The following is a 22,834-nucleotide window of genomic DNA, read 5'->3' as shown; positions in this document are numbered from 1 at the left end:
CAGTCTATTCCCTGGTATTCCCATTTGCGGTTAAATCACCACAATTAAAGAAGAATCACAATCACTATGTTAACAGCACAATCGACACCACAAGAGATACGCCAGGCCATCCGAAAAGGTGATTACCGCACCCATACGTCCGGTTTGGCGAAAGGCTATGTTCAATGTAACCTGGTGATTTTACCTAACCAGCTGGCGGATGAATTTCGGCAATTCTGCCAACTAAATCCCAGACCCTGCCCCATCATTGCAACCAGTCAGTTTCCCGGCGACTTTCGGGTAGAGCAGGCTGGCAATGATATTGATATTCGCACTGACTTCCCTGCCTATCAGATATTTAAAAATGGTAAATTCAGTGAGCAGGTGCCGGATATTAGCAGTATCTGGCAAGAGGATTTTGTGGCTTTTCTGTTAGGTTGTTCGTTTTCCTTTGAAGAAGCTTTGCTCAGCGAAGGGATTGAAGTGCGAAACATCTCAGAACAGAAAAATGTCCCCATGTATAAAACCAACATCCCCTGCAAGTCCGCCGGGCGATTTAGCGGCAATATGGTGGTCAGCATGAGGCCTATGAAAGCAGCTGACGCTATCCGGGCCATCCAGATATGCAGCCGTTATCCGTCAGTACATGGTGCGCCGGTACACTTTGGCGATCCATCTTTAATTGGCATTAAAGATTTGAGCCAACCAGACTTTGGCGACGCGGTTACAATTCACGACGATGAAGTCCCCTTATTCTGGGCCTGCGGTGTAACACCTCAACTGGCCATCATGAATGCTAAACCTGAACTTTGCATTACCCATAGTCCAGGTTGTATGTTAGTAACTGACCTGAAAAATAGTGACTTTGCAATAGGCTGAAAATTCCCATGATTAAACTTAACTGCGACTTAGGCGAAAGCTTTGGCGCCTGGCAAATGGGCATGGATCACGCGGTGATCCCTCATATTGATATGGCCAATATTGCCTGTGGTTTTCACGCCGGGGACGCCAATGTGATGGCCTCGACACTAAAACACACAGGTGAATGCAAAACCGAAATTGGCGCTCATCCAGGCTATCCTGATTTAGCGGGATTTGGCCGCAGAACCATGCATATCGCTGCAAACGAATTGATTAATTTACTGCATTACCAGATTGCCGCACTGGAAGGCATGGCCAGAGCACAACAGCAACAGCTCAGTTATGTTAAACCCCATGGCGCCTTGTATAACCAAATGATGGCGGAACCACAAATACTCACCACCGTTATGGAGGCCGTGGCCAGATATCCAACGCCATTAAAGCTGATGCTGCTGGCGACTCAGCAAACCGGACTACATTCAACGCAAGCAAAGACAATGGGCATCGAACTGCTTTTCGAAGCCTTTGCCGACCGTCGTTATGACAATAACGGACACTTGCTAAGCCGCAGTCAGCCCGGTGCCGTGCTCAATGAACAACAAATCATCGAACAGGTTGAACAGCTGGTGCAAGAAGGCACAGTCACAACAAATACCGGTGACAATCTGGCAATTCAGGCCGATACGCTTTGCGTGCATGGGGATAACCCGGAATCGATAAACCTGATAAAACGCCTCAAACAGCTATGCAGTCAAAAATGACCAACCAGACTGACTACCCCAAAATTGTTGCAGCATCAGAAAACGCGCTGATAGTGTATTTTGCGTCAACACCCGATAAAGCGGTTTCCGCTCAGATCACTGCCGTACAACACATCATTAGCAAAGAGCTTGGGTGTGATATCCTGGACCTTGTACCATCTTTTAATTCCCTATTGGTCATTTACAACGCCCTGAACACCGATCATTTTGTTGTTGCCAGGGTAATTGAAAACGCCTGTTGCACTGCGCGGCAAACGCAGTTTCAACAGACTCAGGGTAAACTGGTGACCCTGCCGGTGTATTATGCAGAAGAATCAGGGCCGGACCTGCTTACGATTGCCAACGACAAAAATATCTCAGTGGATGAAGTGATTAAACGCCACAGTGCCAAAGAATACCAGGTGTACTCCATAGGTTTTGCGCCGGGTTTTGCTTACCTGGGTGAAGTGGACCCAATGATTGCTGCACCACGGTTACAAACCCCACGCAAAAAGGTACCGAAAGGCGCGGTAGCCATCGCCGATCAACAAACCGCAGTATATCCGTCACAAAGCCCTGGCGGCTGGAATATCATAGGTCTTTGCCCTACCCCTTTGTTTGATTTATCGCAGACCCCAGCCATGCCATTTAATGTCGGAGATAGGGTATGTTTTAAGCCGATAGACAAAGCCGAGTATTTAGCACAGGGAGGCGAACTGCATGACATCTGAAGCTCTTCAGGCTTTTAAAATTCTCGATGCCGGGATGCTGAGCTTAATTCAGGATGCAGGCCGTTTTGGGCAGGCAAAACTGGGCCTGAGCACAGGCGGTCCCGCCGATGAACACGCCTTTATGTGGGCCAATAAATTACTGGGAAATCCCGCCAATAGTGCCACCCTTGAAATAACCATGGGCGGACTACATCTGGAATCCTTGTCAGATTGCCAGATAAGTATTACCGGTGCTCACTGCAGTGTGAGTTTAAATAATGCAGAAATTTCCCAGTGGCGCAGTCACAATGTGGCCAGGGGCGATAAACTTAGCATCAACTTTGCCTCAGCCGGTTGTCGACTCTACCTGGCAGTGGGAGGCGGATTCAGTGTGACACCACAACTAAACAGCGCCGCCACAGTCGTACGCGAAGGTATTGGAGGCATTAACGGAAAACCGTTAAAAGCAAACCAGATATTGAACAGGTTTGCCACCCAAAATCAGCCACTGTTGGGACTTTACCGTGAAGATATCCCGGATTACTCAAAAAATTTGCAATTGCGATTAATAAAGGGCTATCAATACGACCGTTTTGACAGGCTGCAAAAGGCACGTTTTTTCGGTAATCGCTACACCGTAAGCCAACTGGCCGACAGAATGGGCTATCGATTGACAGGCCCGGCAATTGAGTTTCCTACCCGCACCATGTTATCGGAAGGTATCGCCCTGGGCGCGGTACAGATACCAGCCGACGGACAGCCCATAGTTCTGGGCAAAGATCGACAAACAATTGGGGGTTACCCCAAAATAGGCAGTGTATTATCATTAGACTTAAGCAAACTAATGCAAACCACGGCAGGTGCTACGGTTGAATTTACCCCCGTCACAATCGAAGAAGCGCACAATCAGCTTCATCTTGCCCGGGCCAAATTCAACAACACGACGATGCAACGCTACACTGAATGACCAACTGCAAAGACTGGCAATCAGTAGTGCAATAAAATCGAATTAACTTAATTTTCTTTTCCGGAAACAGAAAACCATGAATCAGGTGTACTTAAATGGGGAATTCCTACCTGCTGAGCAAGCAAAAATCTCCCCTATGGATCGCGGCTTTTTATTTGGCGATGGGGTATACGAAGTTATCCCATCCTACAATGGGAAAATGGTAGGGTTTGAACCTCATATCAATCGACTTAATAATGGCCTGAAAGAGCTGAAGATTCAGTTGTCCACCCAACTCCAGGATTGGCGTACATTGTGCGAAAAGCTGTTGTCATTAAATAGCTCAGGTAACCTGGGAATTTATATTCAGGTAAGTCGGGGAGCCGACACCAAACGCAGTCACGCTTATCCGCAGGGAATTAGCCCCACGGTGTTTGCCTTTACTTTTGAAATCCCCGCTGCGCCTGTGGCTGATATCAACAATGCCAGAACGGCGAAGGTTATCACCACCACGGACAGACGCTGGCAACGCTGTCATATTAAGTCAACGTCTCTACTGGGCAATGTAATGCATTATCAGCAGGGTGTTGAACACAGTGCCAATGAAACTCTGCTGTTTGACCAGTCTGACTATTTGACCGAAGCCAGTTCATCCAACGTATTTATTGTAAAAAATCGTCATATCGTCACTCCACCACTGAGTACGGCCCTGTTGCCCGGTATTACCCGGCAGCTGATTTTAGACATTTTAAGGATGCACAGCGAATATCGCGTCTCAGAGGCACAAATCAGTAAAACGGATGTATTAAATGCCGATGAAGTATGGCTTACCAGTTCTTCGAAAGAACTTATGCCGGTAATTCAGGTGGATGATACGTTGATTAACAGCGGCATTCCCGGAGAAATCTGGCAGCAGGCTCAGGCGCTGTACTCAAAACACAAATTTGACTATTAATTCAGTTACGCGGAAGTAGGAATACCTTGCTTCCGCCTGTTTCAGTCATGTCAGGCGCTGGTTAACAGTATGCTGGTTTCACTGTTCAGCACCCCATCAATTAACCTGACATCGCGCAATACGTGATCAAACTCAACCAGGTTTCCTGCCACGATTTCTGCCACCAAATCCCAGGCCCCGTTAGTGGTATGCAGCTTTTGCAATTGTGGTATTCCTTTTAATTTTTGGATCACCTGAGCAGTGGACTTGCCCACTACCTCAATCATCATTATCGCCCGCACCACATTGCTTTCAATTTCTTCATGAGCGCGAACCGTAAAACCTAAAATAACCCCACAGGACACCAGACGATCTAATCTGTTTTGAACAGTGCCTCTGGAAACGTTTAACTCACCCGCCAGTTTGGATATCGACGCCCGGCCGTCACCGCGTAAAATAGCCAGCAGTTGTCGATCGAGACTGTCATGTAAATAGGGCACGCCCTTTTGACTACTCAATTTCTCACCCACCTTTAAACAAAAATATCATTTTGACAGATTGCACCTGTCAAATTGCAAAAATAAATTGGATTTTATACAAATTTTTGACATTTATACTAATTCAGCTTCGTAGTAGGCTATTCGCCATAAAAATAAACACCCTAATAATCGTGGAGAATGATTGATGGCGATGAATCCGCAAGCTCCGGCATCTGTAGTAATGATCAGGCCGCATACATTTTGCCCTAACCCACAAACCCTGAGTGATAATAAGTTTCAACCTTCAGAGGTGCATCTACCGGCATCAGAAGTCACTCAGGTCGCTTTTAGCCAGGTCACTCAGGTAGCAAAGACACTGCAAGACCATGGCATTGATGTACATTTGTTTGAAGACACAGGCACTGAAACACCAGACTCAGTATTCCCTAACAATTGGTTTTCCACTCATACCGGTGGACAGGTAGCCATTTACCCTATGTATACCGAAAACCGTCGTAAAGAGCGCCGTACCGATATCATTGAAATGCTAAAGCGAGTATACCGGGTACAGGATGTGGTAGATTATTCCGGACTGGAGTATGACAACCTGTTTCTGGAAGGCACCGGCGCTATGGTACTGGACCATCTGGAGCGAGTCGCTTATGCGGCGCAATCGAACCGAACTGATTCCATTGCCCTGGAGCGGTTTTGCTCTCACTTCAATTTTGAACCTATGGTGTTTAAGGCTGCCGATAGCAGTGGTACCCCGATTTACCACACTAATGTACTGATGTGTATTGGGACAGATTTTGTGATGGCAGGGTTTGATATGATGCAGGACTTGCCGCGCCGTCAGGAAATTATTCATCGTTTCGAAAATAGCGGTCGACAAATCGTTGCCCTTACCGAGCAGCAAATCAATCTGTTTTGCGGTAATGCACTGGAGCTGCAAAGCAAAAAGGGTCGGTTATTGGCCCTGTCCCAAACCGCGTTTAAGGCACTGGATAAGGCGCAAATAAGGCAACTGGAACAACATGTCACCTTACTGCCATTAGATGTATCCATGCTGGAACTGGCAGGCGGCTCTGTACGCTGCATGTTAGCAGGGATTCATTTATCCAAACGCTAAATTGTCAGGGTCAGTTTATTGCCTGGCCCGGCTCTATATTTTTCAATCGCGCTAAAAACGCCGGCACTTCGTTTACGCCTTCTTCTGGCGCCCAGCTGGCAAAGCCCTTGTCATCCAGTGGGATATAAGGCCCCTGTTTTACCTCGAAAAAGGTGGCGGGTTGCTGTAAAGGCACCACGGTATGCCAGACACCTGGCGGGATTTCTAAGCCTTTGACATCACCATTGGCTGATAAATGATAACGCTCCTTGCATACCCCCTGCTCATCAAACAGTAAAAAAGCCACTTCGCCCGTTATCATTAAAAAGAACTCCCATTTATCCGACTGAAGGTGTTTATGAGGTCTAACGTAGGAATCGGGGTACAGGGTGATAAACAGCCGCTGGACAGCTGCATCCGGCTCTTGGTGAATGTTGTAATTACTGCGCCGGCGGGGGCTACTGGCGGCTTTCTCATCAAGTTCAGCAAATAACTGATTATCAAATAGTTTAATGGTCATATTTAAGTTTTTATACCCTGCCTCTTTTTGCTAGATTAATATCTGTAATTTATAAATTCAAAGTGAATGATGGCAATCCCTCAAACATCCAGAAATTTCACCCTTGCGGCAATAGCCAGTTTTATGATGGCAGCCATCTTCTATTTTCAGCTGGATGCTAAAAGCTCTACTTTCTCGGCTATGATGGCGGGGTTTACGCTTTTGTCTTTAGCCCTTTATCAGATACAGCAAACCCGTCACCTGATTTTCACCCTGTGGATATTCGCGGCGTTTGGTTTTGGGCTGCTCTTTCCTGACGCTATTATGCAGATAAAGAATTTCGATACCAAACAACTCATTATTCCACTTTTAATGCTGATCATGTTTGGCATGGGCTGTACCATCAGTTTTGCTGACTTCGTCCGGGTTTTGTCCATGCCCCAGAGTGTTATCATCGGCTTGTTGTGCCAGTTTACGCTGATGCCATTAATCGGTTTTGCACTGGCGATGTTGTCGCAATTACCGCCGGAAATAGCTGCTGGCATAATTTTAGTGGGTTGCTCACCCAGCGGCCTGGCCTCTAATGTGATGAGCTACATTGCTAATGCTAATGTCGCTTTATCATTAACGTTAACGGCTATCGCGACTCTGCTTTCGCCTTTTATTACACCGTTTTTAATGCAGTTACTGGCCGGTGAACTGATTGCGATCAACAGCACAGCCATGTTTTTTAATATGCTCGAAATTGTGATTTTGCCGGTGCTGGCGGGCTTACTGGTGAACCATTACTTCCGGCATAAAGTCGCGCTGTTACAAAAAGTACTGCCCCTGATTTCTATGTCGGGTATCGTGATCATTCTGGCGATTATTGGGGCGGCGGGTAGAGAGGCTATCCTGAGCATCGGACTATTGTTAATTGCTATTGTGCTGGTGCACAACTTACTGGGATTTGGCCTGGGTTATAGCCTGGCAAAACTGTTGAAACTGGAAGAGCAGGACGCCCGCACAGTTGCATTTGAGGTGGGTATGCAGAACTCCGGATTAGCGTCCGGCATCGCCTTATCCATGCAGAAACTGGCCACCATGGGTCTGGCGCCAGCTTTTTTCAGTCCGGCAATGAACATTACCGGTTCGCTGTTAGCTACCTGGTGGCGCAACAGCGCCAGTCAGGATAAAAATCAGCGCTGAATCAGGCGGCAGCCACCTGATTCAGATACACATCTTCACTGATAATGTCGCGATTATTTTGCACTGAATCAAGCCAGGCACGACCAATCAGATGATCATACTCATGCAAAAATATGCGGGCTAAAAAGCCGTCAAAACGTCTGCGCTGCATGGTACCCTGAGTATCCTGAAAAAACACCTCGACCCAATCGGCTCTTGGCACCTGGCCACGTATACCAGGAATACTCAGACAACCTTCCCAATCCGTCACTGTGTCTTTAGATTGCGCAATGATACGCGGATTAATGACCACTAAAGGTTCCATTTGAGGTGCATCCGGGTATCGCTTGTTGGGCTTGCTGGCCATGATTAAAATCTGTCTTGCGCAAAATACCTGGGGTGCAGCAATGCCCACACCACCCGCTTCGGTCATTTTGTCCTGTAATCGCGCGACAAACTTTTCTAAATCCTGAGTAAATTCGGTCACGGGAGCGGCCGCCTGTCGCAAAACCGGTTCACCCAGTTTTGCGATTTGCAACACATCAGGATAATTTTCAAATTCATTCATAATGACCTCCATCAGGATAAATTTGGCGCTAACCAGCGCTCAGCTTCTTCGATACTCATTGCTTTGCGCTGTGCATAATCTTGCAGTTGGTCCTGCTGGATTTGTGCAACCGCGAAATAGCGAGAATCAGGGTGTGAGAAATACCAGCCGGATACCGATGCACCGGGCCACATGGCATAGCTTTCCGTCAGCTTCATACCGGTGTGCTTCTCAGCCTCCAGCAGGTCCCAGATCACCTGTTTTTCGGTGTGTTCAGGACAAGCGGCATAACCCGGTGCCGGACGAATGCCCTGGTATTTTTCACGAATAAGGGCGTCGTTATCCAGCGCTTCATCTGGCGCATAACCCCAGTAAACCTTTCTGACCTGTTGATGCAGATATTCTGCAAAGGCCTCAGCCAGTCTGTCGGCCACCGCCTGAATCATAATGGCGTTGTAATCATCGCCTGCAGCTTTGTAGGCGTTGGCCAGTTCGTCTTCACCAATACCTGCGGTTACTGCAAAAGCCCCAACGTAATCGGCTTTGCCTGACTCTTTGGGTGCCACAAAGTCAGTTAAACAATAATTGGGGTTCTGGCCTTTATCCGTTTGCTGTCTGAGGTGACAACTGGTGGCCAGCAACTGTGAGCGACTCTCATCCGTGAATATCTGAACATCATCGGTTACCGCATTCGCAGGAAACAGGCCATAGACGCCTTTTGCCTGCAACTGACCTGACGACTGCAACTCATCTAACAGCGAATTTGCATCGGCAAATAACTTTTTAGCTTCCTCTCCCACCACTTCATCGTCAAAAATACGCGGATACTTTCCGGCCAATGACCAGGTCATGAAAAACGGGGTCCAGTCGATGTAGTGACGCAAGGTAGCAATATCGGCCTCAACCGCTTCTACTCCCAGCTTAAGCGGCACCGGTGGTTGGTAGTTGTCCCAATCGATAGCAACCGGATTACTGCGGGCTTGTTCCAGGGTTACGGGTTTGGAGCGCGGCTTTTTACGGGCGTGTTGCTCTCTTACCGTGTCATATTCTTTTTGCAGCTGTGCCACAAAATCAGGCTTGTGAGTGGCTGACAGCAGCTTCTGACAAACCCCCACTGCACGAGACGCGTTCGACACATAAGCAACAGGGTGACTGTAGTTTTGCTCAATTTTTACTGCGGTATGCGCCTTGGATGTGGTAGCACCGCCAATTAGCAGCGGGAGGTCAAAACCCAGACGCTCCATTTCTTTGGCCACAAACACCATTTCATCCAGTGATGGCGTGATCAGGCCAGACAGGCCGATGATATCCACATTGTGCTTTTTCGCTTCCTGCAAAATGGTGGCACAAGGCACCATGACACCCAGATCGATAATCTCATAGTTGTTGCATTGCAGTACAACGCCAACAATATTCTTACCAATGTCATGCACATCGCCCTTTACGGTAGCCAGCAATATTTTGCCATTGGTGCTGCCTGCTTCTTTTTCCGCTTCAATAAAGGGTTCCAGGTGAGCAACGGCTTTTTTCATAACTCGTGCTGATTTAACCACCTGCGGCAGAAACATTTTACCCTCGCCAAACAGATCACCCACTACGTTCATGCCATCCATTAACGGACCTTCAATCACGTGCAGCGGCCGCTCTGCATTTAGCCGGGCTTCTTCGGTGTCTTCGACAATGTAGTCAGTGATACCTTTTACCAGTGCATGTTCCAGACGCTTGTTAACCGGTTGTTCGCGCCAGCTCAGATCTTCTTTAACCGCTTCTTTACCATCGCCGTTGTATTTAGGCGCCAGGTTTACCAGCACTTCGGTGGCATCCGGATGACGATTCAAAATCACATCTTCCACGGCTTTGCGCAGTTCATCCGGAATTTCGTCATACACTTCCAACTGGCCAGCGTTAACAATGGCCATGTCCATACCCGCCTTTATAGCGTGATATAAAAATACCGAGTGCATGGCTTCCCGCACCGGGTTATTGCCGCGAAACGAGAAGGAGATATTCGACAGGCCACCAGAGATATGCGCGTGTGGCAGGTTCTGTTTTATGCGACGGGTAGCTTCGATAAAATCAAGCGCATAATTGTTGTGTTCTTCAATGCCGGTGGCAACAGCAAAAATGTTGGGATCAAAGATGATATCTTCGGGTGGAAACCCGATTTTCTCAGTGAGCAGTCGGTACGAGCGTTCACAGATCTCAAACTTGCGCGCCTCGGTATCCGCCTGCCCCACTTCATCAAATGCCATAACAACAGTCGCCGCGCCATAACGCTTGATTTTTTTGGCCTGAGCTAAAAAGGGTTCTTCGCCTTCTTTCAGGCTGATGGAGTTAACTATGGCTTTACCCTGAACACATTTCAGTCCGGCCTCGATGACTGTCCATTTCGAGGAGTCAATCATGATAGGAACCCTTGCAATATCGGGTTCGGAGGCAATCAGATTCAGGAACCGGGTCATGGCCGCTTCTGAATCCAACATGGCTTCATCCATGTTGATATCAATCACCTGTGCGCCGCTTTCAACCTGTTGACGTGCAACATCCAACGCAGTTTCGTAATCACCTTCCAGTATCAGTCGTTTGAAACGCGCAGAGCCGGTAACATTGGTACGCTCACCTATATTGACAAATGTCGATGATGCTTGATTCATAATCTCTGTCTCTCTTCGTGGGCGTATTAATGAATAAATGGCTCTAAGCCAGATAATCGCATTCTGACCTCAGGCGTAGGTAATTTGCGCGGTGCAATAGAGGATACTGCCGTTGCAATGGAGCTGATATGTTCCGGTGAAGAACCACAGCAACCACCAACAATATTCACCAAACCAGACTCAGCCCATTCTTTAATGTGCGCCGCCATTTCCGGCCCTTCCATGTCATATTCACCAAATTCATTAGGTAATCCGGCATTGGGGTGCGCGGAAATATGACACTCAGCCACATCAGAGATCTCTTTCACGTATTGTCTTAATAGATCCGGGCCCAGAGCGCAGTTAAGGCCAAAGGAGATGGGTTTAATATGACGCAAAGAATAATAGAAAGCTTCTGCGGTCTGACCTGACAAGGTGCGCCCTGACGCATCGGTAATAGTACCCGAAATCATCACAGGCAACTGACAGCCTAATTCGTCAAACACCTCATCCACTGCAAACGCAGCCGCTTTGGCGTTCAGGGTATCGAAAATGGTCTCGATCAAAATCAAATCAGAGCCCCCCTGAATCAGTGCATGAGTTGCCTCTTTATAGGCTTCTACCAGTTGCTCAAAACTAATATTGCGAAAAACGGGATCATTTACATCCGGTGAAATAGAGGCGGTTCTGTTAGTAGGCCCAAGAACCCCGGCGACAAAACGGGGTTTGTCGGGATTTTTAGCGGTGTATTCGTCAGCGGCCTGACGCGCAAGCCTGGCAGCTTCAATATTAATCTCCGTCACCAGTGATTCCATATTGTAGTCCGCCATGGAAATACTGGTGGCGTTAAAGGTATTGGTTTCTAATATATCCGCGCCTGCTTCAAGATACTGGCCATGAATTTCGCGAATAATGTCTGGCTGGGTTAATACCAGAAGATCATTATTGCCTTTAAGATCTGATGGCCAGTCAGCGAAACGCTCGCCGCGATAATCTTGCTCTTCCAACTTATGGCGTTGGATCATAGTTCCCATTGCGCCGTCCAGGATTAATATCCTGTCAGCCAGCAAGGCTAATAGTTGTTGGGTTTTGTTACTCATATGAAACTCATTCACTCGATTTCGCTCATCAGCAAGCTGTGTGTTGTTCACTGCGGCTGACATTCAGAAAACAGACAATGTCTATGTGCGGCTACTCAATTCGTTCAGGTCGTATGGCGTCACCTGATACACACAATAATTCAACCAGTTGGTATACAACAAGGTACCATGACTGCGCCAACTCATGACAGGCGTCGATTGCGGATTTTCTGGCTCCGCGAAGTAATTCAACGGGATTGCGGTGTCTAATCCAGCGCTGATATCGCGGGTGTATTCATCATTCAGGGTATGTAACTCATACTCCGGATGGCCAGTTAAAAACACCTGACGTTTGTCTTTTGAAGCCACGATATAGGCCCCAGCGTCATCCGAGCTGGCCAGCACATCTAATTCGGGAACAGATTCATACTGTTCAATCAGAATATTACCATAGCGGGAATGAGGTGCATAAAAACGACCGTCAAACCCCCGCACCAATTCATCCAGCGGCTGATTAACCTTGTGTTCGAACACCCCAAATAACTTGTCCTCACGGATATGGCGATTAATACCATAAAAATGGTACATGGCAGCATGTGCGGCCCAACACAAATAGAGGGTAGATTGCACATGCCGGCGTGCCCAATCCATCACCGTGGTGATCTTATCCCAGTAGGATATTTCTTCGTAGTCCACTAACGCCACGGGGGCTCCGGTGATAATCAGGCCGTCATAGCGCTTTTCAGCAATATCATCAAAGTTCTGATAGAAAGAGTCCATGTGCTCTGCCGGTGTGTGCTTTGAGACGTGGTTATCAATACGGATTAAATCCACGTTGATTTGTAGCGGCGTGTTGGACAATAACCGACAAAGTTGTGTTTCGGTTTGAATTTTATTGGGCATCAGGTTGAGAATTCCCACTTCCAGCGGTCGAATATCCTGCATAGCCGCGCGCTCACTATCCATAACAAAGATATTCTCTTTGTCTAAAATAGCTTGTGCAGGTAATTCAGCAGGTACTCGAATGGGCATGGTATTTGTCTCAACCTCTTAGTAAATCGACTTAGATTCCGGCATTGTGCCTTAATAGCTCATATTGTCAACATCTTTACGTCTAAACATCTGGACGTCCAAAACCGACGAATGTCTGAAAATGTCGCACATTAGACACTTAAGACATATTTAAACCTGCTATAGTCTTGGCACCGTCAGATATAAATCCTCGCTAAATGACAACTTCCTGCCCACATCGCATCGGCTTTTTGGCTTACGACGATATACAGCTGTTAGACCTCGTCGGGCCACTGGAATGCTTTGATCTCATCAAAGCTGACGCTGAACCACTTTATGAATCCTGTATTATTGCGCCCCGGAAAAAGATTAGAAGTGAAACCGGCATTCAGATTGAAGCCGACTATACTTTTGCCGACGCGCCCAGCATTGATACTCTGGTGATTCCCGGTGGAACAGGTGCAAGACAACAGGCCACAAAGGCATTACTTCAGCCTTATCTGCAGGAGCAATGTAACCAGAGGAAACGCATAGTGTGTATTTGTACCGGCGTGTTTTTAGCGGCAGATCTGCCCCGGTTACGAGGGTTAACCGTGACTACCCATTGGCACTTTGCCGAAGAGTTAAAACACCGTTATCCCCACTTAATCGTGGATGCCGACAGGTTGTTTATTCAACACGACAGGTTTTATTCATCCGCAGGCGTATTAAGTGGTATTGATTTGGCTTTACATATTATCGAACAAGATCACGGGGTACGTGTGGCCACATCGGCAGCTAAATATTTGGTCACTTACTTTAAACGCGCCGGGCACCAAAGTCAGTTTTCAGAATCATTAAAATTTCAAAGCATTGACAACGATCGCTTGCAAAAAGTGTACATGTGGTTGCAGGACAACCTGCATAAAACTGTCAGCGTCACTGATCTGGCAGCACAATGCGCCATGAGTGACAGGCACTTTAATCGCCTGGTACAACAACATTATCAAATGACGGCCAGAGCCTGGCTGGAACACATCAAACTGGAGCAGGCAAAAATTTTCCTGAGTGATGATTCTAAGAGTATAAAAAGTGTCGCGTTTCAGGTAGGTTACCAGTCCAGTGATAGTTTCGGGCGCGCTTTTAAACGCAAATACGGTATAGAGCCGGGCCTTTGGAGACAGTATTTTAGTCAGAGCCTGTAGCGCTGTTTTGCCATGTAAAACCCCTTTATTTTATTTATAACAATCATGCACTCATGGCCAAAAGGCCCTAAGGATATTTCAATGAACGCGAGCATTTCAGCCCTCTACATCTATCCGGTAAAATCCCTGGCCGGTATTAGCCTGTCTCAGGTTAATGTACTTCCGACCGGGCTGGAAGGCGACCGGCAATGGATGATCGTGGACAATTCAGGTAAGTTTGTTACACAGCGACAAATCCCGGCTATGGCCACGATAAAAACCCACTTCGTACATGGCCAGTTGAGTCTTAGTCATGAGTACCATGGCACGATTGAGGTAACACAAGACCCCAAGACTCCCACGGCGCTTTGGCAAATATGGAAAGATACCGTGGAAGGTATTGAAGAATCGCAGGCAGTAAGCGACTGGTTAACTCAGGTGTTAGGCGAATTTCGCGGTGGAAAGTTGCGACTGGTGAGATTTAATAATAACGCAGAGCGCCTGGTCGCCACTAGATATCTGGAGAATCAGGAATCAACGTTAAAACTGGCGGATGCCTGTCCATTCTTAATCACCTGCGAAGCGTCTTTGTCTGCTCTAAACCAACATCTGCCTCAACCCATGCCCATGGACCGCTTTCGCGCCAATATAATCCTTGCAGATACACAGCCCTGGCAGGAATATCAGTGGCAGAACCTGCGCGCCGACTCATTAGATTTTGCGATGATCGGCCCGTGCCAACGCTGCCCTATGACCTCGGTAGACCAGCAAAGAGGCGTGGTAGCCACGCCCGGGCAACCACTGCAAACTTTGATGGAACGCTTTAAGGTAGGTGATAAAAAGCTGCCCTACTTCGGGCAACATGCCCATTTGCCCAACAAAGACACTGGAACCCTGATTGTCGGTCAATCGTTGCAGATACTCACCGGTAATTAAAGCGCCGCAATATCACATCAAGTTCCGTATCAAGGACAGTTAGCGTATTGCTGTCCAGTTGCAATTTTGCTAATTCAGGATTGTGATAAATCCCGTTTCGATCAATACCTCGGGAAGAACGTCCGGTGCAGGCTACGCCATTTTGCGAGGGCTGCAGCATAGTCGATTGGAATTCGATGTTCAGGAAGTTGGCAATTTTATTCGCGGTATTTAGGCTGTTATTAATTAAATCTTCGTAACGCAGAATAAATACATTTTCAGCGTGTGAAGGTAGCAGATCATAACGCCCTTTTAGCCACTGACAAAACAGCGCTACCGGCAAAGGCTTTTGTCCGTATTTTGCAGCCGTCTTTAGCAAACTCAGATACTGCTCAAAAGGGTTTCGAATACACCACAAAAACCGCACACGAGATTGCAACATTCGTTGCCAGCTGAACATGTACAGCTCATTATTGAGCGAGTTTGAAACCAGTACTGGCTTGTTTGTCATCAGCACTTGTTGCTGCTGCCTGGCCCACGCCAATGCCAAAAAACAGGCAAAGTAACGCTGCTCAGCAGTATTTGCTTTGCCAAAATAGCTGACTATGGCGTCACTGAACAATTCAAAATTAAAACGAACATCTTCGCGCAACCAGGATCTGGAACCTCGATGTTCAGGGAAATCATCCAGGCTTGCCAAACAACTTAGAGGTTGCCGGATATGATAACTTTGCAGTAACTTCACCAGGGCATCGACATTGCGCATGTTTTGGCAACCCGCGTCCATAAAGCGTAACTCGTCGGGAAATACACTTAACTGGTTGTGATTATCCAGTAAATTCAGAAGTAAAGATGAGCCACATTTGGGTAAGCCACAGATAATCAGGTGCTGAAACGAATCACATTGCGCCAAATCTTGTTGCACACCTGCCAGGTTTAGAAAGCGGTTGTGCTCCGCGTTGCTTGTGTTTACTTGCCAGGCCGACTCATTCACCCGAAAATCCTGTTGTCTTAAACGCATAACAAACCTGGCACAGAATTGCGCAGACATTGTGCATTTAGCCAACAATTAAGAAGTTTTCATTTTTCTTCATTTTTAACCGGCCAGGTGTCAAAAAAACGCTAAACTTAATCTATCCAAACTGGAGTATTTAATGATGGCCGGTAAAACTAAATCTGCTCCATCAAAAGCCCTTCCTACCTGGCACAAGGAAGCCATTCTGGACGGGATCAATTATATCGTTCTCATTTATGAAAAGGCTGAGGGGTTTGCATTTTGCCCCATCAGCCTGGAGTTCCCTTTCCGGGTAGGAGGTGACTATGGTGGCAACTTACCGGTTTCCGCAAGCGGCGCACTCGAGCATTATCACAGATATCTCAACGAACACTTTAAAGACAGAATCAAATGGTTTTTCCCTTATCTGGAAATGGTCCACAACAAAAAAGACTTTTCGCTACAGGCACTGGATATCTCAGGGCGCGGACTCAATGTAATTCGTGGCGAGTGGCCCTGGTAATCACCAGGGCATATTAAGGCACTTTTCAACGCTTAAATTGCGCCAAATCAATCCACAAAGCCAGGCGTATTCGCAACGCGATACATCAACAGCGCTGCACGCTTCATGTTTTGTTCAAAGGTGCGCATATCCGCAACTTCATTGATGGTGTGACCACCGTCGCCCATCAGCCCCAGGCCATCAATTGCCATTTTTACGTGGCCCGAGGTAAAGGAAATATCAGCCGCACCGGCATTTCGGGGATTTACCGCCACCACTTCACCGTAGTCCAGTTCCTGACTAATTTGATTAAACAGACTTAACAGCTTTTTATTGCCCTGTGTGGGAGCCAATGGCGGATACCCGTCTTCGAATATCAGGGTTGCACTGGTCTCGGGGAGGTTTTGCTGCACAATAGCCAGCATGGTATTTTTAGCCATATCCACTTGCTCCGGACTTAATGCCCGCAAATCGCCTTTTGCCTGCACAGTTTGCGCAATGACATTACCCTTGCCAAATGCAGTAGCGTTAGCATCTTCGCCAATGTGACTTTCGGTGCCACCGACGATAATGCCAGGATTAAAGGTCAGATTGGGCATCACAGACAACCTTTCCCTAAAGGTGTTCAGGATTCTGGCGGCTTCATAAATCGCTCCATCGCCGTAACCTTCTCTGAATATTTGGGAAGAATGTGCCGGACGCCCCTTCACGTCCAGTGTCCAGCTTATCGCACCACGGCGCGAAATCACGGCGGTTGTGGGGTCACTGTCGCCGTCTTCAAACCCGATTGCCACATCAGCCCATTTGGCCGCAGCAATCAATTCTGCTCTGGCCGCGCTGAGCGGCTCTCCGCTTTTCTCTTCATCACCGGTCAGCACAACCCTGACCTGCATATTACTGAGTGCCCCACTGGCTTGTAACGCCTTTAAGATTTGCAGCATGATAATGTTGCCGCCCTTCATATCGGTGATACCGGGCCCTTTGTGATGATGTTCATCAATCACCTCATAGTGCTGAAACCCACTATTTTTCGCAAAAACAGTATCCAGGTGGCCAATGAGTAGGAACTTCACCCCCTGCGTTCCCATTTGCGCAGTCAGGTGTCCGGCCCGCCCAAAACCACTGCCATCTATCCAGCGGGTTTCGAAACCGGCTTCCGCATAGGCGGTTTGCAGGTGTTTGGCTACGTCCCGCACGCCTTCAAAATTCATAGTACCACTATTGATTAGCACCGATTCTTTCAATAGTTTTCGGGCTTCAGGTTGGTAAGATTCGATGAGTTGCAGTATCGATTGTTCCGTGCTTTCTTCTGTGGCAAAGGCAAGGCTACAACAGGAACAGGTCAGCAAGAATAGACTTAAAAATGAGGTTCGGATCATGGCAGTCAGTGTTTTTTTATTGTGCCATTAAGCCTATCAGCTGTCTGCCAAATAACAAGTTTAAGCCGCAGCCCTTCACTAGTCAGACAAACCCAGTCCTCTTCGTTTCCAGGTGTTTAAAGGGCGGTTAAACTGGATGGGCAACGACTGATACTGACCGTGGCTGCGTGCCTTGTAGACAGCAAAATGTAAATGTGGCAAAGACGAAAATCCGGTATTGCCCGAATAACCAATCAGTTGTCCCACAGACACCGATTCGCCAAGGGATACCGCTACACCATGTTGCTTCAGATGATAGTATTCACCGGTGGTGCCATCATCGTGCAATAGCACAATATAATTGGCATATTTAGCGAATCGTCGGGACGCTCCGCCCTGCCAGTTTCCAGACTCCAGGTCGATGACCACACCCGCACGCGCGGCATGAATCGGCGATCCTATTGGCATAGCAAAATCCAGTGCGTAGCGGGAGGCACCACGGTGGCTGTAATTACCGTTAAAGCCCTGCACGACTCTGTAATCCCGGTTGGGCGCAAAAGGCAAGGTATAACGATACTGCTCGTCATGTTGAGCATTCTTGTCACCGGGTATCCAGTCGAATTCGAACCGATCACGTGTCAGCTTGTCGTCCTGCACTTTGCGCAACTGCAAAACCTGCAGGCGTTCCTGCCCCGCAATCACTCTGGTTATTTCCCACTTTCTTTTCACTTCACCAGTGATGGACTTGAGATTGGAAGTTCTGACCGTCAGGGTCATTGTGATCGGATACGGCTTCTGGTTTTCCATCCAATAGTTGATTTCACCTGAGGCATTCTTTTCCGCGCCTGCGCAGGCCCAATCATCACTGCAAAATGATTTATAAGCCGCCGTAACCGGACAACTGCAGATAAGCAATAAACAGACTAAACTAACAAGGTTCTTCATTTTAACTATTCGACCAGGCACCTGATCAGAGTACCTGACACCCTGAATTATTGTTTCATTCAAAGTGTAACAAATATTTTTGCCGCAAACGAAAAAAGACCGCTTCACGAGAAGCGGCCCAGGGAACACACCTAATAGGAACACACATACAACGGTAAACTACCGTTACTTAAAGTATCGGCAACAAACTGCATATTTATTAGTCGATTTGTGTGAACCAGCTCTCATTACTGATATTCACAAAAGACATTGCAGTTACAATCTTCAGTTGCAATCATACCTTTTACTGTTAATTTCAAACTATAATGGCTGAATCAGGACGCCCGGCGTTTAATCGCTTTAGTAAAAGCCCCTGATATCGCAATTGTTCGCGCCCGATAAAAGATAGAAAGTTTAATTACCTACGCATAGACATGGCACTGAAGATAGATAAAACCAAATTACATCATTGGCTTGCCAGATGGATGATCAAATTGCGTCGAATCAAATCGGTCACCATGGAAGCCGACGAACTCAATCACCTCTTAAGTCAAAACCTGCCGGAAACCTTTGCTTTTCCGGTACCAGGGGCAAAAGGTGAGTTGCTTATTCAGCAAGCCAAAGTGGCCATGCCACAACTGGCCGATCACTTCATTATCAACCTGTTTTGTGCCCTGCATGTAGATTCAATGGCCAATCCGATTTATCGGGCTCATGTCGATATTGAAGGTGTAGCCTGGCCCGCCTATGACAAAGACAAAAAGCTCATATTCCTGAAAGATATTCAGGTGAACAAAATCACTCTGGTTCAGGATGAATACTCAGTACTGAAAGACACCCGGCAATTGATATCGGCATTGGTCCCCCACCCGATTCGTTCGGTTTTTGGGGCTACCATGAAAACCACTCTGAATATCCTCAGTAGTGGTACCTACACCGATGCCAGAGAATATTTGTCATTGTATATGCTGGGAAACAAACAAAAAATACTGGATTTCCACAAGCCAGAACTGGAAAAAGTAGTGGCCCGCCTGAATGACGATTCAGAGCTGCAATACCAGTTAAACGAACAGGATTTTGAAGAACGCCTTTTTGCTGAAATGGGCCAGGATGTTCAGATAAAGCGCGGCCAGTTGCATTTCATTTTCCATCGCGAGGCCTGATTCTCCTCCTGACTTTTCCCGGTACTTGTAATATTGGCCTTATCCTTGCTTTAGTCCCCAAAATTTAAATTGTGCAAGAATTAACGTCATTTTCATGACGTGTTTGACCTGATTACACCCGGAATGATGAATAGTAGAATGTTGCCCAAGACTCTGATGCCGTTGCTGGTACTAATCTCAGTACTGCATCTCCCTGTGGCAATGGCAGCAAATCAACATGAAAACAGCACCAGCATTGAAATGGGTGGCACCATTGAACCCACCTGCAAAGTCCGCAACAATGTTAAACAACGTGCCGTGAATCTTGATCTGAGTTCATCGCGAGCTCAAAGAACCAACAATGTATTCATCTGGTGTAACACCGGACAAAGCAATGCCCAGGCAACTTACAATTCGCTGAACGGGGGATACTTGCGCAGTGAAAACGGGGACAGCATTCCCTACCTTTTTACAGTTGCGAATACCGCCGCCAATCTTTCCCTCACCAGCCCCCAAACCGTAACCCAAAGAACAGGATCAGGTACTGCCGGCAAGGATAAAGGTCGTGTTATCAAAGTCACCCCTCAAATCAACGGTTTTGAGTATGCCGGTGTCTATCGCGATACCATAGAAGTCACCGTATCATTTAATTAAATCACATAAGCGCGCTGATCTTTGCTGTACAAAATTTGTTCTGCAGGCCTGATGGTTCTCGATAACTGCGCCTGGATTATTCTATTCACCTACCCGATTGTAGGGATAAGTGTAAGGACTGTGACAACGAGTAAAGCGCTTATATGACGAACCCTTCAGGCAGCGCCTGTTTGCAAAATTGTATCGCAAGGATCATCATGCTTTATTCAAAGACAAAAAGCAGGCTATACTCTGCGTCATGCATTACCTCATCGCCTGTTTTTTGTTGTTATCTTGCAGTTTAGTTTGGGCAAATTCGCCTGACGCAAGTGAAATACGGATCCCCGGTCCCCGTTCGTCTCTGGATATTTCTCACGACTATCACACCAAATTGCTGCGTCTGGCGTTGGCAGAAAGTAGCCAAGCTGACCATTTTACGCTGACAGAAATCCCCTTCAGCAGTGAAAAGCGCGTATTGGCGGAAATGAGTAAACACAATCTAATTGATGTCTACTGGTTTGGCGCTGACAAATCCTTGTCCCGACATGTGCTCCCTGTAACAGTACCCACCAGCAGAGGATTGATTGGGTTTCGCAAGTTCATTATCCACCAAAAAAATCGTTCGGTATTTGATGCCATAGAAAACCTGACACAATTGAGATCATTGACCGCCTGTCAGGGAACCTATTGGCCAGACACTAAAATCTTACAAAATGCCCGTCTCAAAGTTACGACGTCTACTGTTTACGAGGATCTGTTTAAAATGTTGGATGCCGAGCGCTGTGACTATTTTCCACGTGGCTACCACGATTACACGAAAGAAGTGCAAATGCGTTCCGCCCAATATCCTGATTTTCAAAGCTATGATCCACTACTACTGCACTATCCATTTGCCGTGTTTTTCTACGTGGCTAAATCCTCCTCTGAATTGGCGGAAAAGCTACAACAGGGCATGAAAAAGCTGGCGCAAAAAGGTGCCATCACTGCCCACATGCAGCAACACGAACTCACTCGTCACGTATTCCCGATGCAACACACTGACAATGTGCGCCTGTTGGAGATAGCAAACCCCTATTTACCGGATGGACTGGACACCAAAGATGAAACACTCTGGCTCCAGCCCGTCAACTTCACACGGAATACGGTATTACAGCAACAGATAAGCACTAAGGCTCTTCCTGAAATATCGACTCAATCGGCATTTGAAACAGTCTTGCAACCTTAAACGCCAGAGGCAAACTGGGATCAAACTTGCCTTTTTCTATGGCGTTAATGGTTTGCCTGGAGACATCCAATGCCTGCGCCAGATCAGCCTGAGTCCAGTCGCGCTCAGCCCTTAGAACTTTCAGTCGATTCTTCATGAATACTTCCTGTTATTCAGCACGACTGACACCAAATAACTAATCCCCATCACAAACAATATATTGCCGGGATTTGGCGTGTGATCCAGCAGACCGGCAGGCTCTAACAAGCCATACAACGAACCAAATATCATGGTCAGCCCCAAAGACACGGCCATGGCATTCATATGAATCTTGCGCTGTAACTCGTCCATTTGTGCCAGATGTTGTTTGTTAACCCACAACATGCGTATTCCGGCAATGATGTTAAGTGCGACAACACTCAGCGTAATGGGGATATTAAAATTCCAGATCAGCTTGGGCCCAAAAGCTAACAGTGCGGTACAAATTAACCACGCCAACGTCCAGAAAAAAATGGTTTTAGAACCCTGTTTTAAACGCTCATCCAGGCGTGAGCTCGCCGTTTTGCTTTGCTTCATAAGTCTACTCTCTTTGATAATATGTAAAACAAACTTTACCTCAAAAAGCATAAACCTTAGGAAACCACCATGTCAAGCTTATTTTACTTTTAGACAGGCGTAGCTAACAAATTTGCGATTTTGTGTGGTGTAAACAGGCAATGACTGCAACATCATTGCCTGAGATCCTTACCCGGTAGGTAACAACACGTCATTCAGCTGAAGAATAAGCAACCTCTACGCCGTTACTTACCTCTTCTGCAACCAGCAATATTGGCTCTGACACCAATACCGTTTCAGAAGATTGGTTAATTTGCTGTGCAACATGGTTGTCTATTTCAAACTCTGTTTCAATTAGGGTGCCATACAAATAATAGTCTGTGACATTATCCAGGGTAACAGTAGCACTTGCGCTTAAGGACGCTGCGACCAAAAAACACCCGGTGAAAACTGACAAAACGCTTTTTAAACCCTTTTTCATAACTTTTCTCCAACTGAGGACAAAACAAATTTGTGGTGAAACACACAGGCAACATATCGACAGAATGCCTGTTTCAGATGCTTAAATATTATCCAGAAAAAGAAGGGAAATCGCGGTAAATGCTACCAGTTAAAGGGTATCCTCGATGAATCGATAAACAGCACAAAATGCAGGATAATTGAACGTTTGTATTCGCTGATTCATCGCGCTGTTGATTTTCGACCGTTAACTGTATTCAAAAAAGCCACCCTTAGGTGGCTCTCTGTTGTC

Annotated in this window: 25 protein-coding genes; 13 read left to right on the top strand and 12 right to left on the bottom strand. The window is 47.0% G+C overall.

Features of this window, described 5'->3' with window-relative positions; translation table 11 throughout:
- Positions 1 to 66: 66 nt before the first annotated feature.
- From LJ740_RS18870 to LJ740_RS18850, 5 genes are all read left to right on the top strand, one after another.
- Entirely contained in the window at positions 67 to 858 is a 792-nt protein-coding gene (locus LJ740_RS18870) for a putative hydro-lyase (protein WP_229530689.1), read from the top strand.
- A gap of 11 nt (positions 859 to 869) precedes the next feature.
- Positions 870 to 1,601 (top strand): 5-oxoprolinase subunit PxpA, encoded by a 732-nt coding sequence (locus tag LJ740_RS18865; protein ID WP_229530798.1) that lies wholly within the window; start codon positions 870 to 872, stop codon positions 1,599 to 1,601.
- Positions 1,598 to 2,311 (top strand): 5-oxoprolinase subunit PxpB, encoded by a 714-nt coding sequence (gene pxpB, locus LJ740_RS18860; protein WP_229530688.1) that lies wholly within the window; start codon positions 1,598 to 1,600, stop codon positions 2,309 to 2,311. Before LJ740_RS18865 ends, pxpB begins: the two co-directional genes overlap by 4 nt.
- Positions 2,301 to 3,257, top strand: a complete 957-nt coding sequence (locus tag LJ740_RS18855; protein WP_229530687.1) for a 5-oxoprolinase subunit C family protein — start codon at positions 2,301 to 2,303, stop codon at positions 3,255 to 3,257. Before pxpB ends, LJ740_RS18855 begins: the two co-directional genes overlap by 11 nt.
- Before the next feature lie 76 nt (positions 3,258 to 3,333).
- Entirely contained in the window at positions 3,334 to 4,191 is an 858-nt protein-coding gene (locus LJ740_RS18850) for a D-amino acid aminotransferase (RefSeq protein WP_229530686.1), read from the top strand.
- 50 nt (positions 4,192 to 4,241) lie between these two features.
- On the opposite strand, the gene LJ740_RS18845 is transcribed toward LJ740_RS18850, so the two are convergent.
- Positions 4,242 to 4,688 carry an Lrp/AsnC family transcriptional regulator gene (locus LJ740_RS18845; RefSeq protein ID WP_229530685.1) on the bottom strand — a complete coding sequence of 149 codons (447 nt, stop codon included), beginning with the start codon at positions 4,686 to 4,688 and terminating at the stop codon, positions 4,242 to 4,244.
- A gap of 166 nt (positions 4,689 to 4,854) precedes the next feature.
- Here LJ740_RS18845 and ctlX point away from each other — a divergent pair, with 166 nt between their 5' ends.
- The gene (ctlX, locus tag LJ740_RS18840) at positions 4,855 to 5,778 is read left to right on the top strand and encodes a citrulline utilization hydrolase CtlX (RefSeq protein ID WP_229530684.1); all 924 of its coding nucleotides are present in this window, start codon (positions 4,855 to 4,857) and stop codon (positions 5,776 to 5,778) included.
- 10 nt (positions 5,779 to 5,788) lie between these two features.
- Here ctlX and LJ740_RS18835 read toward each other — a convergent pair whose 3' ends face one another.
- Positions 5,789 to 6,277: a WbuC family cupin fold metalloprotein gene (locus LJ740_RS18835; protein WP_229530683.1), complete on the bottom strand. Its 489-nt coding sequence runs from the start codon at positions 6,275 to 6,277 to the stop codon at positions 5,789 to 5,791.
- 69 nt (positions 6,278 to 6,346) lie between these two features.
- Between LJ740_RS18835 and LJ740_RS18830 the strand changes: the two genes are divergently transcribed.
- Positions 6,347 to 7,444 carry a bile acid:sodium symporter family protein gene (locus tag LJ740_RS18830; RefSeq protein ID WP_229530682.1) on the top strand — a complete coding sequence of 366 codons (1,098 nt, stop codon included), beginning with the start codon at positions 6,347 to 6,349 and terminating at the stop codon, positions 7,442 to 7,444.
- Position 7,445: 1 nt separating this feature from the next.
- Here LJ740_RS18830 and def read toward each other — a convergent pair whose 3' ends face one another.
- The 4 genes from def to metA form a co-directional block, all read right to left on the bottom strand.
- On the bottom strand, positions 7,446 to 7,991 hold the full coding sequence (gene def / locus LJ740_RS18825; protein ID WP_229530681.1) for a peptide deformylase: 546 nt from the start codon (positions 7,989 to 7,991) through the stop codon (positions 7,446 to 7,448).
- A gap of 11 nt (positions 7,992 to 8,002) precedes the next feature.
- On the bottom strand, positions 8,003 to 10,624 hold the full coding sequence (gene metH, locus LJ740_RS18820) for a methionine synthase (RefSeq protein WP_229530680.1): 2,622 nt from the start codon (positions 10,622 to 10,624) through the stop codon (positions 8,003 to 8,005).
- A 26-nt stretch (positions 10,625 to 10,650) separates the two neighbouring features.
- Positions 10,651 to 11,703, bottom strand: coding sequence for a homocysteine S-methyltransferase family protein (locus LJ740_RS18815; protein ID WP_229530679.1), 1,053 nt, complete (start codon positions 11,701 to 11,703; stop codon positions 10,651 to 10,653).
- Between the two features lie 81 nt (positions 11,704 to 11,784).
- On the bottom strand, positions 11,785 to 12,714 hold the full coding sequence (metA, locus tag LJ740_RS18810) for a homoserine O-acetyltransferase MetA (protein WP_229530678.1): 930 nt from the start codon (positions 12,712 to 12,714) through the stop codon (positions 11,785 to 11,787).
- A 197-nt stretch (positions 12,715 to 12,911) separates the two neighbouring features.
- On the opposite strand from metA, the gene LJ740_RS18805 reads away from it, so the two are divergent.
- The gene (locus LJ740_RS18805; protein WP_229530677.1) at positions 12,912 to 13,877 is read left to right on the top strand and encodes a GlxA family transcriptional regulator; all 966 of its coding nucleotides are present in this window, start codon (positions 12,912 to 12,914) and stop codon (positions 13,875 to 13,877) included.
- A gap of 81 nt (positions 13,878 to 13,958) precedes the next feature.
- On the top strand, positions 13,959 to 14,792 hold the full coding sequence (locus LJ740_RS18800; RefSeq protein WP_229530676.1) for an MOSC domain-containing protein: 834 nt from the start codon (positions 13,959 to 13,961) through the stop codon (positions 14,790 to 14,792).
- Here the strand turns inward: LJ740_RS18800 and LJ740_RS18795 are convergent.
- Positions 14,779 to 15,792, bottom strand: a complete 1,014-nt coding sequence (locus tag LJ740_RS18795) for a sulfotransferase (RefSeq protein WP_229530675.1) — start codon at positions 15,790 to 15,792, stop codon at positions 14,779 to 14,781. The genes LJ740_RS18800 and LJ740_RS18795 overlap by 14 nt on opposite strands.
- A gap of 133 nt (positions 15,793 to 15,925) precedes the next feature.
- On the opposite strand from LJ740_RS18795, the gene LJ740_RS18790 reads away from it, so the two are divergent.
- Positions 15,926 to 16,288 carry a hypothetical protein gene (locus LJ740_RS18790; RefSeq protein ID WP_229530674.1) on the top strand — a complete coding sequence of 121 codons (363 nt, stop codon included), beginning with the start codon at positions 15,926 to 15,928 and terminating at the stop codon, positions 16,286 to 16,288.
- A gap of 47 nt (positions 16,289 to 16,335) precedes the next feature.
- Here LJ740_RS18790 and LJ740_RS18785 read toward each other — a convergent pair whose 3' ends face one another.
- On the bottom strand, positions 16,336 to 17,646 hold the full coding sequence (locus LJ740_RS18785) for a M20/M25/M40 family metallo-hydrolase (protein WP_229530673.1): 1,311 nt from the start codon (positions 17,644 to 17,646) through the stop codon (positions 16,336 to 16,338).
- Between the two features lie 78 nt (positions 17,647 to 17,724).
- Positions 17,725 to 18,570 carry a M23 family metallopeptidase gene (locus LJ740_RS18780; protein WP_229530672.1) on the bottom strand — a complete coding sequence of 282 codons (846 nt, stop codon included), beginning with the start codon at positions 18,568 to 18,570 and terminating at the stop codon, positions 17,725 to 17,727.
- A gap of 413 nt (positions 18,571 to 18,983) precedes the next feature.
- Between LJ740_RS18780 and LJ740_RS18775 the strand changes: the two genes are divergently transcribed.
- The 3 genes from LJ740_RS18775 to LJ740_RS18765 all read left to right on the top strand — a co-directional run bounded on the left by LJ740_RS18775 (position 18,984) and on the right by LJ740_RS18765 (position 21,549).
- Complete coding sequence (locus tag LJ740_RS18775) at positions 18,984 to 19,712, top strand: hypothetical protein (protein WP_229530671.1); 729 nt, start codon at positions 18,984 to 18,986, stop codon at positions 19,710 to 19,712.
- 138 nt (positions 19,713 to 19,850) lie between these two features.
- Positions 19,851 to 20,345, top strand: coding sequence for a Csu type fimbrial protein (locus LJ740_RS18770; RefSeq protein WP_229530670.1), 495 nt, complete (start codon positions 19,851 to 19,853; stop codon positions 20,343 to 20,345).
- A 238-nt stretch (positions 20,346 to 20,583) separates the two neighbouring features.
- Complete coding sequence (locus LJ740_RS18765; protein ID WP_229530669.1) at positions 20,584 to 21,549, top strand: hypothetical protein; 966 nt, start codon at positions 20,584 to 20,586, stop codon at positions 21,547 to 21,549.
- Here the strand turns inward: LJ740_RS18765 and LJ740_RS18760 are convergent.
- The 3 genes from LJ740_RS18760 to LJ740_RS18750 form a co-directional block, all read right to left on the bottom strand.
- Positions 21,491 to 21,685: a helix-turn-helix transcriptional regulator gene (locus LJ740_RS18760; protein WP_229530668.1), complete on the bottom strand. Its 195-nt coding sequence runs from the start codon at positions 21,683 to 21,685 to the stop codon at positions 21,491 to 21,493. The two genes, LJ740_RS18765 and LJ740_RS18760, sit on opposite strands and share 59 nt — an antisense overlap.
- Entirely contained in the window at positions 21,682 to 22,104 is a 423-nt protein-coding gene (locus tag LJ740_RS18755) for a hypothetical protein (protein WP_229530667.1), read from the bottom strand. The genes LJ740_RS18760 and LJ740_RS18755 overlap by 4 nt, the downstream gene beginning before the upstream one ends.
- A gap of 190 nt (positions 22,105 to 22,294) precedes the next feature.
- On the bottom strand, positions 22,295 to 22,564 hold the full coding sequence (locus LJ740_RS18750; protein ID WP_229530666.1) for a hypothetical protein: 270 nt from the start codon (positions 22,562 to 22,564) through the stop codon (positions 22,295 to 22,297).
- Between the last annotated feature and the right edge of the window lie 270 nt (positions 22,565 to 22,834).

The organism is Planctobacterium marinum (assembly GCF_020687805.1).
Taxonomy (GTDB): Bacteria; Pseudomonadota; Gammaproteobacteria; order Enterobacterales; family Alteromonadaceae; genus Planctobacterium; species Planctobacterium marinum.
This window is presented reverse-complemented; position numbering and strand designations above follow the sequence as displayed.